Here is a 13,858-nt window from a genome sequence, read left to right as displayed (position 1 = left end):
AAGATCCGCTCCGGCCTGGGCGTGCCGGTCGACCCGGCCACCTACGACTACGCCCGCGCCGCCCGCGACGCCCTGCACTTCTCCAAGCTCGTCGACCGCTTCGTGCAGAACCTCCGCCGGGTGGCCGGCTACGACGTCCAATACTTCGCCACCGTCGAACCCCAGAAACGGCTCGCGCCGCACCTGCACATGGCCATCCGCGGCACCCTGCCCCGCGCCGAGATCAAGCAAATTGCCGCCGCCACCTACCACCAGGTGTGGTGGCCTCAGGTGGATGAGGTTCGCTTCGACGGCGAGCACCTGCCGGTCTGGAGCACACGGGCCGAGCTCCCCGACGGGGCCGCCTACCCGGACGGCCAGAGCGGTGACTACCTCGACCCGGCCACCGGGGAACTGCTGCCCACCTGGGATCAGGCGCTCGACCGGCTCGACGCTGACGAGGACGCCGAACCCCTGCACGTGCTCCGCTTCGGTGCCCAGGTCGACGTCCAGGGCATCGTGGCCGGCTCGCCGGACGCCCACAAGCGCATCGGCTACCTGACCAAGTACCTCACCAAGAGCCTCGGCGACCCCCTCGACCCCGCCGACGACAACTCCGCCCGCCGCGACCACGCCGCCCGGATGGTTGAGGCACTGCGCTACGAACCCTGCTCGCCGACGTGTGCGAACTGGCTGCGCTATGGCATCCAGCCCAAGGGCGCCAAGCCCGGCATGCTCCCGGGCCGGTGCAAGAGCAAGGCGCACAAGGCCGAACACCTCGGCTACGCCGGCCGTCGGGTCCTGGTCTCGCGCAAGTGGTCGAACAAGACCCTCCGCGAACACAAGCAAGATCGCCGCGCCTGGGTCCTCGACATGCTCGGCCTGCCCGACGACACCACCACCGACCCGCACCGCTACGTGTGGCGGCCGGTCTCCACCAAGGACCCGACCCGGACTCCCTTGGCTAAACGGCTGCTGCGCGGCGTCGCCAACCGACATCGCACCAAGGCACGTCTGCTCGAACTCCAGGCCAGAGCGGGCGGAAGACCTGTTTCGGATCTTTCGGCAACTCCGGCCCTGGGGGTGGCGGCGTGACAAGAAGGACCACACACGAACCTGTCTCGCTCCTCCCGGAGTCGGCGCGGGGCCGGCTGCTCACCGTCGAAGAAGCCGCCGAACGGCTCAACACCACGGTCCGCTTCCCTCGCCGCCTGATCGAAGAACGTCGGATCACCTTCATTCACGTCGGACGCAATGTCCGCATTCCCGAAGTGGCACTTGAGGCGTTCATCGCCGCCGGGGTCGTCGAGCCGATCACCACCACACGTCCCAGGAGGGCCGCGTAATGCCTAAAACCGTCCTGACCACCCCTGAAGAGGGCCCCCGGCGCTCCGGCGCTAAGAAGGCCGCTAAGAGGCGCTTCGGGCGCGTGCGGAAGCTCCCCTCCGGGCGGTTCCAGGCTCGCTACGCCGGACCTGACGGCGTGGACCGCCCGGCCCCGGAGACCTTCACCACCAAGAAGGAGGCGGACAGGTGGCTCGTCCTGAAGGAAGCCGAGATCCAGCGGGGCGACTGGATGAGCCCGGAGCGGGGGAAAGTCCTCTTCGGTCAGTACGCCGCCGAGTGGATCGATGATCGCGTGCTCAAGCCTCGGACGGAGGAACTGTACCGGGGATTGCTCAAGAACCACATCGCCCCGACTTTCGGCAACTACAACCTCGCCGACATCAAAGAGGCCGATGTACGGCGCTGGCGCAAGGAACGGCTCGGCGTCGTCGGGCAGTCCACCGTGGCCAAGGCTTATCAACTCCTCAAGTCGATCATGGGTACGGCGGCGGACGATGAGCGCATTCGCCGTAACCCGTGCCGGATCAAGGGCGCCGGCATGCCGGACACGCCAGAACGGGAGATGATCCCGATCGGCAAGGTTCTGGAGATCGCGGATGCGGTTCCCGCCCGATACCGGGCGCTCGTGCTCCTGGGCACCTTCGCGAGCCTGCGGTGGGGCGAACTGGCCGGGCTCCGCCGTACTCATCTTGACCTGGATGGGGGAGCGGTGCGGGTCGTGGGCACGCTGGCCGAACTCGATGGCGGCCAGCTCATCGACCACACTCCCAAGTCGCGGGCCGGTCGACGTGTGGTCTCCATCCCCCCGGAGATCATCCCCGACCTGCGGACGCACCTCGACACGTTCGCGGAGCCGGGGGAGCACGGGCGAGTCTTCGTCGGGCCCAAGGGCGCGTTGCTGCGGCGTTCCGGCTTTCGCCGGATCTGGAGGAAGGTGCAGACGGACGTGGGCCTTCCCGATCTCCACTTTCACGATCTCCGGCATGTCGGCAACACGCTGGCGGCGGCCAACGGGGCAAGCCTCAAGGAGTTGATGACCCGGATGGGACACTCCTCCACCCGTGCGGCCCTGATCTACCAGCACGCGAGCAAGGAACGGGACGAGGCCATCGCGCGGGCGCTCGGGCAAGCCTTCAGAAAGGCGCGGGATGACGGGCACAAAAAGCCATCGGGCATGCCACGGGCACGAAAGATCATAAAGTTTTAGGGGAAAGCAGAAGGCCAGGTCTCCGGATGCCGGTTGACCTGGCCTTTCGCCATTCTGAGCGGACGACGGGAATCGAACCCGCGTAGCCAGTTTGGAAGACTGGGGCTCTACCATTGAGCTACGTCCGCGCGAGCCGGTGTCAGTCTGGTCTAGACTTCATCCGGTCGTCAGGGCGTAATCGTACCGGAGTTCCGGAGCGAGCGCGTACCCGGCGGGACGGGGTGTGGCGCAGCTTGGTAGCGCACCTGCTTTGGGAGCAGGGGGCCGCAGGTTCAAATCCTGTCACCCCGACACGTAGTGCCAGACAGAGGCCGTTTCCGATCTCCGGAAACGGCCTCTTCGTCTTCCGGGTGACCCGTCAGAGGAGTCCTGCTCCCCGGGTGCGCATACCCAAGGTCAAGAAGTCGAACAAAAGAGCGAATGTTGTGTCGCTCGATGAATTTCCCGTGGTCGATCCGGGCAGGAAGTCGTCGATACCTTCGACCGGTCCCCGCAGGGGAAACGGTACGGCCGTCACAACCGGCGACGGCCCCCGCTGGCACGGGGAGCCGTCCGGCCCACTCCACGGAGGAACCGTCCATGACCATACCCAGCGGGCCGTCCGACTCCGGCGGCTCCCAGCGCTCGTCGTTGATCTCCCTGAGGGTCGCGGTGATTCTCGCCACCGGTCTGGTGGCCGGCATCGGCGCGGCCACCCTGCTGGTCCTGGGAGACGTCCCGCTCCCGCTGGCCGCCCTGAGCGGCTGCGGCGCGGCCGGTGGGGTCACCATGGCCCTGCACAAACTCGTGGAGTAGGCCGGGCGGCTGGCGCAGGATGTGCCGCGAGGGTCAGACGGTGCCGCTGAAGAGGGCCCAGACGGCCTTGCCGCCACGGTTGAGGTGGTCCCAGCCCCAGCACTGGCTGTAGGTCTCCACGATGTAGAGGCCCCTGCCGTTCTCGGAGATGAAGTCCGGCTCCTTGGGGGTGGGGACCTCGTTGCTGGGGTCGGCCACGGCCAGGAGCACGTGGGGCGACAGGTGCAGCAGCATCAGGGTGATCGGGGTGGTCTCGGGCTGACTGGCCGGGCACAGTGCGTAACGGACCGCATTCGTGACCAGTTCCGAAACCACTAGCGCTGCGTCATCGCTCAGTTCCGACAATCCCCAGCCGCTCAACGTGGAACGGGTCACATCCCGGGCGGTCTTCACCGAGTCGGCCTGCCGGGGGAGCGGGCACGCCGTGGCGCCGGAGTGGTTGGCCGCGAGCAGTTCGTCGAAGCCGACGTCGCGAGTCGCCTGCAGGTAGTCGGCAGCCGATTTTGGCTCCTCCACCATCCTGCCGGTACCTCCCGCTGTCATCGTGAGTCTCCGTGCCAGTTGTGAGTTTTCAGAGCCTGTGCACCATAAGCCCAATATGCACTAGGCCATCATGGGTCACCGGAACGTCCGCTGCAAGACCCAAATGCACGTGCAGTTGCAATGTGCAGCCGCATGGGCGGTTATGACAGTACGTTGGCGAATCGGACACGGGGTTGGGACCTTGTCATCGCGGCCGGAAGTGGTGACACTGTGTGCGCTGGCCCAAGTGAAGAGGGAGGCGAAGTGACGCAGGTTCAACAGGGATCAGGTCCCACAGCTCTGCGTATCCTTTTGGGCTCCCAACTGCGCCGGCTGCGCGAGGCCAAGGGGCTGTCGCGAGAAGAGGCGGGCCATCTCATCCGGGGCTCCGAATCCAAGATCAGCAGAATGGAGCTCGGCCGGGTCGGCCTGCGCGAACGCGATGTCGCCGACCTGCTCACCTTCTACGGGGTGGAGGACGAGGCGGCCCGCTCGGCGGTGATGGACCTCCTGCTGAGGGCGAACGAGCCCGGCTGGTGGCACCGCTTCAACGACCTGCTGCCCTCGTGGTTCCAGACCTACGTCGGTCTGGAGGAGGCGGCGTCCCGGATCCGCACCTACGAGGTGCAGTTCGTGCCGGGCCTGCTCCAGACGGAGGAATACGCCAGGGCGGTCATCACCGCGGGGAGCGCCGGGATCGCCCCCGAGGAGATCGCACGCCGTGTCGACCTGCGGATGGAGCGCCAGCAGGTGCTCAACCGGCCCGACGGGCCGTTCTTCTGGGCGGTCATCGACGAGGCGGCGCTGCGCCGCCCCATCGGCGGCGCGGAGGTGATGAGGGCGCAGCTGGAACACCTGCTCGACCTCATGCGCCGGCCCAACATCACGATTCAGGTGATGCCGTTCAGCTTCGGCGGCCACAGCGCCGAGGGCGGGGCCTTCAGCGTGCTGCGCTTCCAGGATCACGAGCTCCCCGACGTGGTATACGTCGAGCAGCTCGCCAGCGCCCTCTACCTCGACAAACGAGAGGAAGTCGACCGCTACAGCGAGGTCATGGAACGGCTGTGCGCGGTGAGCACCACTCCGGGCGAGACCACCGACATCCTGCGGCGCATCGTCAAGGAGAACTGAACGAGCGGCGGTCGCCCCGAGGTGTAGGTCTGCCCTAGACTGGCCAGCGGCGCTGGACACCCGCCACAGTGGAGCATGCCCTAATCTCGCATCTCGACGGCTGTGCCCGGTGCCGCTCATGTGGGCGCGGCGCGCGAGCTTGCCGCGGTAGCCGTACGACTTGACGCGCCCGCGATCACTCGAAGCTTGATCAAGGAGACCACCCCGTGAAGACCGCTGTGGAGGAGCTCAGCCCGACTCGGGTCAAGCTCACTGTCGAGGTGCCGTTCGAGGAGCTCGGCGAGAGCCTGCAGGCGGCGTACAAGAAGGTCGCGCAGCAGGTGCGCGTCCCCGGCTTCCGCCCCGGCAAGGTTCCGGCCCGGATCATCGAGCAGCGCTTCGGCCGCGCGGTGGTGCTGGAGGAGACCCTCAACGACGCCGTGCCGAAGCTGTACGGCCAGGCCGTCGACGAGAGCGACATCTTCCCGGTCAGCCAGCCGGAGATCGAGGTCACCAAGATCGATGACGGCGAGCAGGTCGAGTTCACCGCCGAGGTGGACATCCGCCCCAACTTCGACGTCCCCGACTACCAGGGCATCGAGGTCACCGTCCCGGTCGCCGAGGTGTCCGACGAGGACGTCGAGGCCCAGCTCGACGGCCTGCGCCAGCGCTTCGCCACGCTGACCGGCGTCGAGCGCGCCGCGGCCAACGGCGACTACGTCGTCATGGACCTCGCCGCCGCGATCGACGGCGTGAACATCGAGGAGCAGCAGGCCAACGACGTCTCCTACGAGGTCGGCGCCGGCTCGGTGCTGCAGGGCCTGGACGACGCGCTGGCCGGCATGTCCGCCGGTGACACCAAGGAGTTCACCACCAACCTGGTCGGCGGCGAGAACGCCGGCGAGGAGGCCGTGGTCACCATCACCATCAAGAGCGTCAAGGAGAAGGTCCTCCCTGAGCTCGACGATGAGTTCGCCCAGCTCGCCAGTGAGTTCGACACCCTCGACGAGCTCAAGGACAGCGTCCGCGAGCAGGCCCGCCGCAACAAGCTGATCGAGCAGGTCATCCAGGCCCGGGAGAACGCCCTGGAGGCGCTCCTCGCCAAGATCGACATCCCGCTGCCGGACAGCGCGTTCAAGGCCGAGGTCGACAACCGCAAGCACAACCTCGAGCACCAGATCGCCGAGAGTGGCCTGAGCAGGGAGGCGTTCTTCCGCCTCTACCAGACCACCGAGGAGGAGCGCTTCGCCGAGTTCGACGAGAGCGCGGCCAAGGCGCTCAAGACCGGCTTCGTCCTCGACAAGATCGTCAAGTCCGAGGAGCTCGGCGTCAGCGAGCAGGAGCTGACCAACTTCGTGGTGCAGCGCGCCATGCAGATGAACGTCGCCCCGAACACCCTCGCCCAGCACCTCGCCGACAACGACCAGCTCACGCTGGCCATGGTCGAGATCGTCCGCGACAAGGCCAAGAGCCTCATCGGCGACGCGGCCAAGGTGACCGACGAGGCCGGCACCGAGGTGGACCTCAAGGCCATCTACACCGAGATCAACGGTGAGTCCGCCGAGGAGCCCGCGGAGGAGGCGGCTGACAAGCCCGCCGAGGCCGAGGCCGAGGCCAAGTAGGCTCCGCCACGACGCACCCGACGCCCCCCGCCGTGCCCAGCACGGCGGGGGGCGTCCGTCGTCTCCGCCCCCCGCCGTACCTCGGGGAGCGGTCAGGGGCGAGCGATTCTCTGGACGGCCCTGAGGGCTTCTCCGCTCCCGGCCCGGCGAGCCGCGGTCCGGGCCGGGCGAGGCACCGTCCGGGCCGGAGCGAGAGGCCCGGCCGCCGCCGCGGAGGGAGCGAGAGCCGGCGGACGCCTCGGGCCCGGCCCTCCCCGAGGCCGCGAGCCCCCGGCCATGCCCCTACGGGGCCGTACGGCACCCCCTGGACCGGTCCTCACGTGGGCTGGGCACGTGGGTCGGACCGGTGTCGACACGCTGGGGGTCACGGGCGGAAACTGGATCCGAGGGGCCGCGTGAAAGAGTCTGATACGGGGTGATGAGCATGCGCCGTCAGCGAACAGCACGTGGAGGGGGCATGTCCGGTAGGCGGCGCGCGTTAAGGTCACAAGCAAAGCCAATCGATTACGACGCATCGGAAGGTGACGCTGTGACCAGCCCGCCGACCTTCTACCAGCCGACCGGCTCCGGGCCCGAGTCGATGAGCCAGTCGAACGGCTCGTTCAGGCTCGAAGACCAGCTCTACCAGCGGCTGCTGCGTGAGCGCATCATCGTGCTGGGCACTCAGGTCAACGACGAGATCGCCAACCGAATCTGCGCCGAGCTGCTCCTGCTCGCCGCGGACGATCCCGACCGGGACATCTGGCTCTACATCAACTCGCCAGGCGGATCGGTGACCGCCGGCATGGCGATTTACGACATGATGGAATACGTGCCGAACAACGTGTGCACGGTCGCGATGGGCCTGGCCGCTTCCATGGGCCAGTTCCTCCTCTGCGCCGGCGCACAGGGCAAGCGTTACGCTCTGCCGCACGCCCGCATCATGATGCACCAGCCGTCCGGAGGCATCGGCGGCACCGCCGCCGACATCGCCATCCAGGCGGAGCAGATGCTCTACGTCAAAAAGACCCTTGCCGAGCGCATCGCCTTCCACACCGGTCAGAGCCTGGACCAGATCGAGGCCGACTCCGACCGCGACCGTTGGTTCACGGCCGAGGAGGCCAAGGACTACGGTTTCATCGACCAGGTCGTGCGCAGCGCTCGACAGGTGCCCTCCTCGGGCGCCGTCTCCTGAAAGGGCACAAGGTGAGTGAGTTGATCCGGCCGGGAGACATCAACGGCCGTTACGTTCTTCCGTCCTTCACCGAACGCACGTCGTACGGCATGCGGGAGATGAACCCGTATGCCAAGCTGTTCGAGGACCGCATCATCTTCCTCGGCGTGCAGGTCGACGACGCTTCGGCCAACGACGTCATGGCGCAGCTGCTGACGCTCGAGTCGCTCGACCCCGACCGTGACATCAGCATCTACATCAACTCGCCGGGCGGTTCGTTCACCGCCATGACGGCGATCTACGACACGATGCAGTTCGTCCGTCCGGAGATCCAGACGGTCTGCCTGGGACAGGCGGCGTCCGCCGCGGCGGTGCTGCTGGCCGGCGGCACGCCGGGCAAGCGCTTCGCCCTGCCGAACGCCCGCATCCTGATCCACCAGCCCTCCACCGAGGGCGGCGGCCAGGGCAGCGACATCGAGATCCAGGCGCGGGAGATCCTGCGGATGCGCTCGCAGCTGGAGTCGATCCTGGCCCAGCATTCGGGCAAGGACCCCGACGCGATCCGCAAGGACATCGAGCGCGACAAGATCCTCAATTCTGAGGAGGCGAAGGCGTACGGGCTGATCGACGACATCATCCCGTCCCGCAAGAAGCTCGCCAAGGCCATAGCCTCTTAATGAGGCCTATCGCACCGGAACGGTGCCCAATTGGGCACGTTCCGGTGCGACTCGCCGCTAGGGGGCTCACTGAGGGCTCAGAAGACGGTAACGTCGAAACCTGAGCGGGATGACTTTCCGCACCGGGTATCGGACCGGTCGGAAGAAACGGACCGCGGCAGCCAGGGCGGTCCCACGCAAAGGAGTATCTGGGGTGGCACGCATCGGCGACGGGGGAGACCTGCTGAAGTGCTCTTTCTGTGGGAAGAGCCAGAAGCAAGTCAAGAAGCTCATCGCCGGGCCCGGCGTATACATCTGCGATGAGTGCATCGATCTCTGCAACGAGATCATCGAAGAGGAGCTCAGCGAATCCTCCGAGCTCAAGTGGGACAGTCTGCCGAAGCCGAGGGAGATCTACGAGTTCCTCGACGCCTACGTCATCGGTCAGGACCAGGCGAAGAAGGCGCTCTCGGTGGCGGTGTACAACCACTACAAGCGGGTGCAGTCCGGTGAGCGCGGGCGTGACGACGGCCTCGAACTGGCCAAGTCCAACATCCTGCTCCTGGGCCCGACCGGTTCCGGCAAGACACTGCTCGCCCAGACGTTGGCGAAGATGCTGAACGTGCCGTTCGCCATCGCCGACGCCACCGCCCTGACGGAGGCGGGCTACGTGGGCGAGGACGTCGAGAACATACTTCTCAAGCTGATCCAGGCCGCTGACTACGACGTCAAGAAGGCCGAGACCGGCATCATCTACATCGACGAGGTGGACAAGATCGCTCGCAAGAGCGAGAACCCCTCGATCACCAGAGACGTCTCCGGTGAGGGCGTGCAGCAGGCCCTGCTGAAGATACTGGAGGGCACCACGGCGAGCGTGCCGCCCCAGGGCGGGCGCAAGCACCCTCACCAGGAGTTCATCCAGATCGACACCACCAACGTGCTCTTCATCTGCGGTGGCGCCTTCGCCGGCCTCGAAAAGATCATCGAGTCCCGGGTCGGCCGCAAGGGCATCGGCTTCAACGCCATCATCCACTCCAAGGAAGACGTCGACACCTCTGACATCTTCCGCGCCGTCATGCCCGAGGACCTGCTGAAGTTCGGCATGATCCCCGAGTTCGTCGGCCGGCTCCCGGTCATCACGAGCGTGCACAACCTCGACCGCGACGCGCTCATCCAGATCCTCACCGAGCCGCGCAACGCCCTGGTCAAGCAGTACCGCCGCCTGCTCGAACTGGACAACGTCGAGCTGGAGTTCACCGACGACGCCCTGGAGGCGATCGCCGACCAGGCGATCCTGCGCGGCACCGGCGCGCGTGGCCTGCGGGCCATCCTGGAGGAGGTCCTCCAGTCGGTGATGTACGAGGTGCCCTCCCGCCAGGACGTGGCGCGGGTCGTCATCACCCGCGAGTCGGTGCTCGAGCACGTCAACCCGACGCTCGTGCCGCGCGACCAGCTCAACAAGCAGCAGCGGACGCCTCGGGAGAAGTCCGCCTGATCCGCCCGCACGTCCGACGCCCCCGCAGAGACTCTCTGCGGGGGCGCCGCCGTTTCCCGGCCCCGCCCGGTGTGAGCGGCCGCCGGGACCGCCAGGCCGGTGAAGGACGGGGGCGAGTTCTCCTGGCATCTCTGGCACCTCGACGTCCGGCGGTCCCGGTGCCGGCAGGGCGGGGGCTACAGCGGGCGGGCGGGCGAGCGGGTGAGGGTGTTGGCCCGCACCGAGTTGTGCACGGTGAAGGCGACGGCGTCGCCGAGATAGCGGTCGTCGGACCACTCCAGCGGGCGGTCGTCGGGGTCGGTGGTACGGCGGAGCTCGCGCAGCAGGGCGGTGCCGGGGTGGACACCGAGCAGACGGGCGTCCTCGGCCTCGGCTGTGATCGCGCTGACGGTGTGCTCGGCGTGGGCGAACACCACGCCGAGCTCCTCCAGCCGGGCGGTGACGGACCCGGTGCCGGCCTCGGCGGCGATCCCGCCGACCAGGGCGCCGACCCGCTCGACGTAGGCGGTGCGCTCGACCATCACCGGTCGGCCGGACAGCAGCCGGACGCGGGTCAGGTGGTAGACCCGGGCGCCGGGGGCGAGCTCCAGCCGCTCGGCCTCCAGATCCGTCGGCTCGCGCCGGACCAGCGTCACCACCCTGCCGCCCGGCGTCCGGCCGATCGACGCCGCCCACCGGGAGAAGCTGTGCAGCTGGCCGAAGCTCTGCACGGGGGCCGGCCGCAGCACCAGCCGCCGGGTGCCTTTGCGAGAGGAGATCAGCCCGTCGTCCGCCAGCACGGTGAACGCCTGGCGGACGGTCCCGCGCGCGGCCCCGTGCCGCTCCGCCAGCTCGCTCTCCGACGGCAGCCGTGAGCCGGGTGGGTAGGTCCCGTCCGCGATCCCGGCACGCAGTTCATCGGCAAGTCGCCGATAAAGGGCAGACATGTATGAATAAGCTAGAAGCTGTATAGACACCTTGCAACTCTCGTGGCCATGGGACATCGACCACCCGGACATCCCTAGAATTGGACACCGTGACGACGCCAGAGCTGCCTACCCAGTACACCCCTGCCGACGTGGAGACCCGGAGCTACGAGCGCTGGGTGTCGGAGGGACACTTCGCCGCGGACCCGAGCAGCGAACGCGAGCCGTACAGCATCGTCCTGCCTCCGCCGAACGTGACCGGTGTCCTGCACATCGGTCACGCCCTCGACCACTCGATCCAGGATGCGCTGACCCGCCGCGCCCGCATGCGCGGCCAGGAGACGCTCTGGCTGCCGGGCATGGACCATGCCGGCATCGCCACCCAGAACGTCGTCGAGCGAGAGATCGCCAGGGACGGCCTGTCCCGCCACGACCTGGGCCGGGAGGCGTTCGTCGAGCGGGTGTGGCAGTGGAAGGAAGAGTCCGGCGGCCGGATCCTCGGCCAGATGAGGAAGCTCGGCGACGGTGTCGACTGGTCGCGCGAGCGCTTCACCATGGACCCCGGGCTCTCCCGCGCCGTCCAGACGATCTTCAAGAAGCTCTTCGACGACGGGCTCATCTACCGCGCCGAGCGCATCATCAACTGGTGCCCGCGCTGCCTGACCGCCCTGTCGGACATCGAGGTGGAGCACAGCGAGGACGAGGGCGAGCTCGTCTCGATCCGCTACGGCGAGGGAGACGACTCCATCGTCGTCGCGACCACCCGCGCCGAGACCATGCTCGGTGACACCGCCGTGGCCGTGCACCCGTCCGACGAGCGCTACGCGCACCTCGTCGGACGCGAGGTGGAGCTCCCGCTCACCGGGCGCCGGATCCCGGTCGTGGCCGACGAGCACGTCGACCCCGCCTTCGGCACCGGTGCGGTCAAGGTCACCCCGGCGCACGACCCGAACGACTTCGAGATCGGCCGTCGCCACTCGCTGCCGTCCCTCGCGGTCATGGACGAGCGTGGTGTGATCACCGCGCACGGCCCGTTCCAGGGGCTTGACCGTTTCGAGGCCCGGCCCGCGGTCGTGGCCGCCCTGCGTCAGCAGGGCCGCATCGTCGCCGAGAAGCGGCCCTACCTCCACTCGGTCGGCCACTGCTCGCGCTGCAAGACCGTGGTGGAGCCCCGCCTGTCGCTCCAGTGGTTCGTCAACGTCTCCCCGCTGGCCAAGGCCGCCGGTGACGCGGTCCGCGACGGCCAGACGAAGATCCATCCGCCGGAGCTGGCCAAGCGCTACTTCGACTGGGTCGACGACATGCACGACTGGTGCATCTCGCGGCAGCTGTGGTGGGGTCACCGGATCCCGGTCTGGTACGGCCCGGCCGGCGAGGTCGTCTGCGTCGGCCCGGACGAGGAGCCGCCCGCCGGCTACGTCCAGGACCCGGACGTCCTCGACACCTGGTTCTCCTCCGGACTGTGGCCCTTCTCCACCCTGGGCTGGCCGGACGAGACGCCCGAACTGGCCAAGTTCTACCCGACCTCCGTCCTGGTCACCGGCTACGACATCCTGTTCTTCTGGGTGGCCCGGATGATGATGTTCGGCCTCTACGCCATGGACGGCCGGCCTCCCTTCCGGACCGTGGCCCTGCACGGCATGGTCCGCGACCAGTACGGCAAGAAGATGTCGAAGTCGTTCGGCAACGTGGTGGACCCGCTCGACTGGGTCGAGCGCTTCGGCGCCGACGCGACCCGCTTCACGCTGCTGCGCGGTGCCAACCCCGGCTCCGACGTGGCGATCAGTGAGGAGTGGGCCGGAGGCTCCCGGAACTTCTGCAACAAGATCTGGAACGCCACCCGGTTCGCGCTGATGAACGGCGCGGCGGTCGGCGAGCTCCCGGTCGAGGAGCTGACCGCGGCCGACCGGTGGATCCTCTCCCGGCTCCAGGAGATCGTCGCGTCGGTGGACGCGGCCTTCGAGGAGTTCGAGTTCGCCAAGATCTCCGATCTGCTCTACCACTTCGCCTGGGACGAGGTCTGCGACTGGTACGTGGAGCTCGCCAAGATCCAGATAGCCTCGGGGCAGGAGCACACCCGGCTCGTGCTGGGCCACGTCTTCGACTCTCTCCTGCGGCTGCTCCACCCGCTGGTGCCGTTCGTCACCGAAGAGCTGTGGCGGGCGGTCACCGGAGGCGAGTCGATCGTGGTCGCGCCGTGGCCGGTGGTCCAGGAGTCGCTGCGCGACGCCGCCGCCGAGGAGGAGATCCTCGCGGTCCAGGGCCTGGTGACCGAGGTCCGCAGGTTCCGCTCCGACCAGGGCCTCAAGCCGGGTCAGCGGGTCGCCGCGCGCCTGTCGCTCACCGGTACGGCTCTCGCCCCGCACGAGGAGGCGGTCCGGGCGCTCCTCCGGCTCGACCAGCCGTCGGAGTCCTTCGCGGCCACGGCCCGCCTCGACGTCGGCGGGATCGTCGTGGAGATCGACACCGCGGGCACGATCGACGTGGCCGCCGAGCGCAAGCGCCTGGAGAAGGATCTCGCCGTGGCGCAGAAGGAGGCCGCGCAGGTGGCGGCCAAGCTCGGCAACGAGCAGTTCATGTCGAAGGCGCCTGACGACGTGGTGGCCAAGGTCCGGGCCCGGGCGGCCCAGGCCGACCAGGACATCACGCGGTTGGCCGCGCAGCTGGCGGCGCTCCCCGCCGGCTGAACACGTCGCTTGTGACACGGAGGGCGTCCGCACGGCTGAGCAGGCGCCTGAAGTGCGTCTGAGCCGCATCTCGGGCGCAGGGTCGGACCAGTGAGCCCGGAGCCGGTGGCTCCGGGCTCACGCGTTTGAAGGTCCCTGACGCAGGGAAGACCTAGTTGTTACCGCGATGTGGGTCATGGGAACCCGGGCGGACTGCTAGAGTTCTTCAGGCAGGGCGAGCTCCTGCACCCCCCTCTGAACTGAAACCGACAAATCCGGGTCTGTCCGCACGATTGGACAAGAGCTGGATGTCGGAGTAAGTTAGAAGGGTTGCTCCGGAAGCGGAGCGGTCGACATCCTAGCGGGTTCGGCGGGTCTGGAACGGCTGACGCGGAAAGCGA

12 protein-coding genes and 2 tRNA genes are annotated in these 13,858 nt (G+C 67.9%); 11 read left to right on the top strand and 3 right to left on the bottom strand.

Annotated elements, in window-relative coordinates:
* The 3 genes from ACZ6R6_RS48550 to ACZ6R6_RS48540 form a co-directional block, all read left to right on the top strand.
* A partial coding sequence (locus ACZ6R6_RS48550) for a replication initiator (RefSeq protein ID WP_470104239.1) occupies positions 1–1,074 on the top strand: 1,074 nt, incomplete at its 5' end.
* Positions 1,071–1,325, top strand: coding sequence for an excisionase family DNA-binding protein (locus ACZ6R6_RS48545; RefSeq protein ID WP_470104237.1), 255 nt, complete (start codon positions 1,071–1,073; stop codon positions 1,323–1,325). The genes ACZ6R6_RS48550 and ACZ6R6_RS48545, both read left to right, overlap by 4 nt.
* On the top strand, positions 1,325–2,533 hold the full coding sequence (locus ACZ6R6_RS48540) for a tyrosine-type recombinase/integrase (protein WP_470104236.1): 1,209 nt from the start codon (positions 1,325–1,327) through the stop codon (positions 2,531–2,533). The genes ACZ6R6_RS48545 and ACZ6R6_RS48540 overlap by 1 nt, the downstream gene beginning before the upstream one ends.
* Before the next feature lie 57 nt (positions 2,534–2,590).
* Here the strand turns inward: ACZ6R6_RS48540 and ACZ6R6_RS48535 are convergent.
* Positions 2,591–2,661 (bottom strand) — tRNA-Gly (locus ACZ6R6_RS48535).
* 89 nt (positions 2,662–2,750) lie between these two features.
* Here ACZ6R6_RS48535 and ACZ6R6_RS48530 point away from each other — a divergent pair.
* A tRNA-Pro gene (locus ACZ6R6_RS48530) sits at positions 2,751–2,824 on the top strand.
* Between the two features lie 288 nt (positions 2,825–3,112).
* On the top strand, positions 3,113–3,328 hold the full coding sequence (locus ACZ6R6_RS48525; RefSeq protein ID WP_470104235.1) for a hypothetical protein: 216 nt from the start codon (positions 3,113–3,115) through the stop codon (positions 3,326–3,328).
* 33 nt (positions 3,329–3,361) lie between these two features.
* Here the strand turns inward: ACZ6R6_RS48525 and ACZ6R6_RS48520 are convergent, their stop codons facing one another.
* On the bottom strand, positions 3,362–3,871 hold the full coding sequence (locus ACZ6R6_RS48520; RefSeq protein ID WP_470104233.1) for an ATP-binding protein: 510 nt from the start codon (positions 3,869–3,871) through the stop codon (positions 3,362–3,364).
* A 243-nt stretch (positions 3,872–4,114) separates the two neighbouring features.
* Here ACZ6R6_RS48520 and ACZ6R6_RS48515 point away from each other — a divergent pair, with 243 nt between their 5' ends.
* From ACZ6R6_RS48515 to clpX, 5 genes are all read left to right on the top strand, one after another.
* Positions 4,115–4,981: a helix-turn-helix domain-containing protein gene (locus tag ACZ6R6_RS48515; RefSeq protein ID WP_470104231.1), complete on the top strand. Its 867-nt coding sequence runs from the start codon at positions 4,115–4,117 to the stop codon at positions 4,979–4,981.
* A gap of 206 nt (positions 4,982–5,187) precedes the next feature.
* Positions 5,188–6,582 (top strand): trigger factor, encoded by a 1,395-nt coding sequence (gene tig, locus ACZ6R6_RS48510; protein WP_470104229.1) that lies wholly within the window; start codon positions 5,188–5,190, stop codon positions 6,580–6,582.
* A gap of 529 nt (positions 6,583–7,111) precedes the next feature.
* Positions 7,112–7,756 (top strand): ClpP family protease, encoded by a 645-nt coding sequence (locus tag ACZ6R6_RS48505; protein ID WP_370879703.1) that lies wholly within the window; start codon positions 7,112–7,114, stop codon positions 7,754–7,756.
* A gap of 11 nt (positions 7,757–7,767) precedes the next feature.
* On the top strand, positions 7,768–8,412 hold the full coding sequence (locus ACZ6R6_RS48500) for an ATP-dependent Clp protease proteolytic subunit (RefSeq protein WP_306866373.1): 645 nt from the start codon (positions 7,768–7,770) through the stop codon (positions 8,410–8,412).
* 193 nt (positions 8,413–8,605) lie between these two features.
* Positions 8,606–9,886 (top strand): ATP-dependent Clp protease ATP-binding subunit ClpX, encoded by a 1,281-nt coding sequence (gene clpX, locus ACZ6R6_RS48495; protein ID WP_306866374.1) that lies wholly within the window; start codon positions 8,606–8,608, stop codon positions 9,884–9,886.
* 176 nt (positions 9,887–10,062) lie between these two features.
* Here the strand turns inward: clpX and ACZ6R6_RS48490 are convergent, their stop codons facing one another.
* Positions 10,063–10,812, bottom strand: a complete 750-nt coding sequence (locus tag ACZ6R6_RS48490; RefSeq protein WP_470104227.1) for a GntR family transcriptional regulator — start codon at positions 10,810–10,812, stop codon at positions 10,063–10,065.
* 80 nt (positions 10,813–10,892) lie between these two features.
* Here ACZ6R6_RS48490 and ACZ6R6_RS48485 point away from each other — a divergent pair, with 80 nt between their 5' ends.
* Positions 10,893–13,478, top strand: a complete 2,586-nt coding sequence (locus ACZ6R6_RS48485) for a valine--tRNA ligase (RefSeq protein WP_470104226.1) — start codon at positions 10,893–10,895, stop codon at positions 13,476–13,478.
* The last annotated feature ends 380 nt before the right edge of the window (positions 13,479–13,858 follow it).

The organism is Streptosporangium sp. NPDC048886, from assembly GCF_055586905.1.
This window is presented reverse-complemented; position numbering and strand designations above follow the sequence as displayed.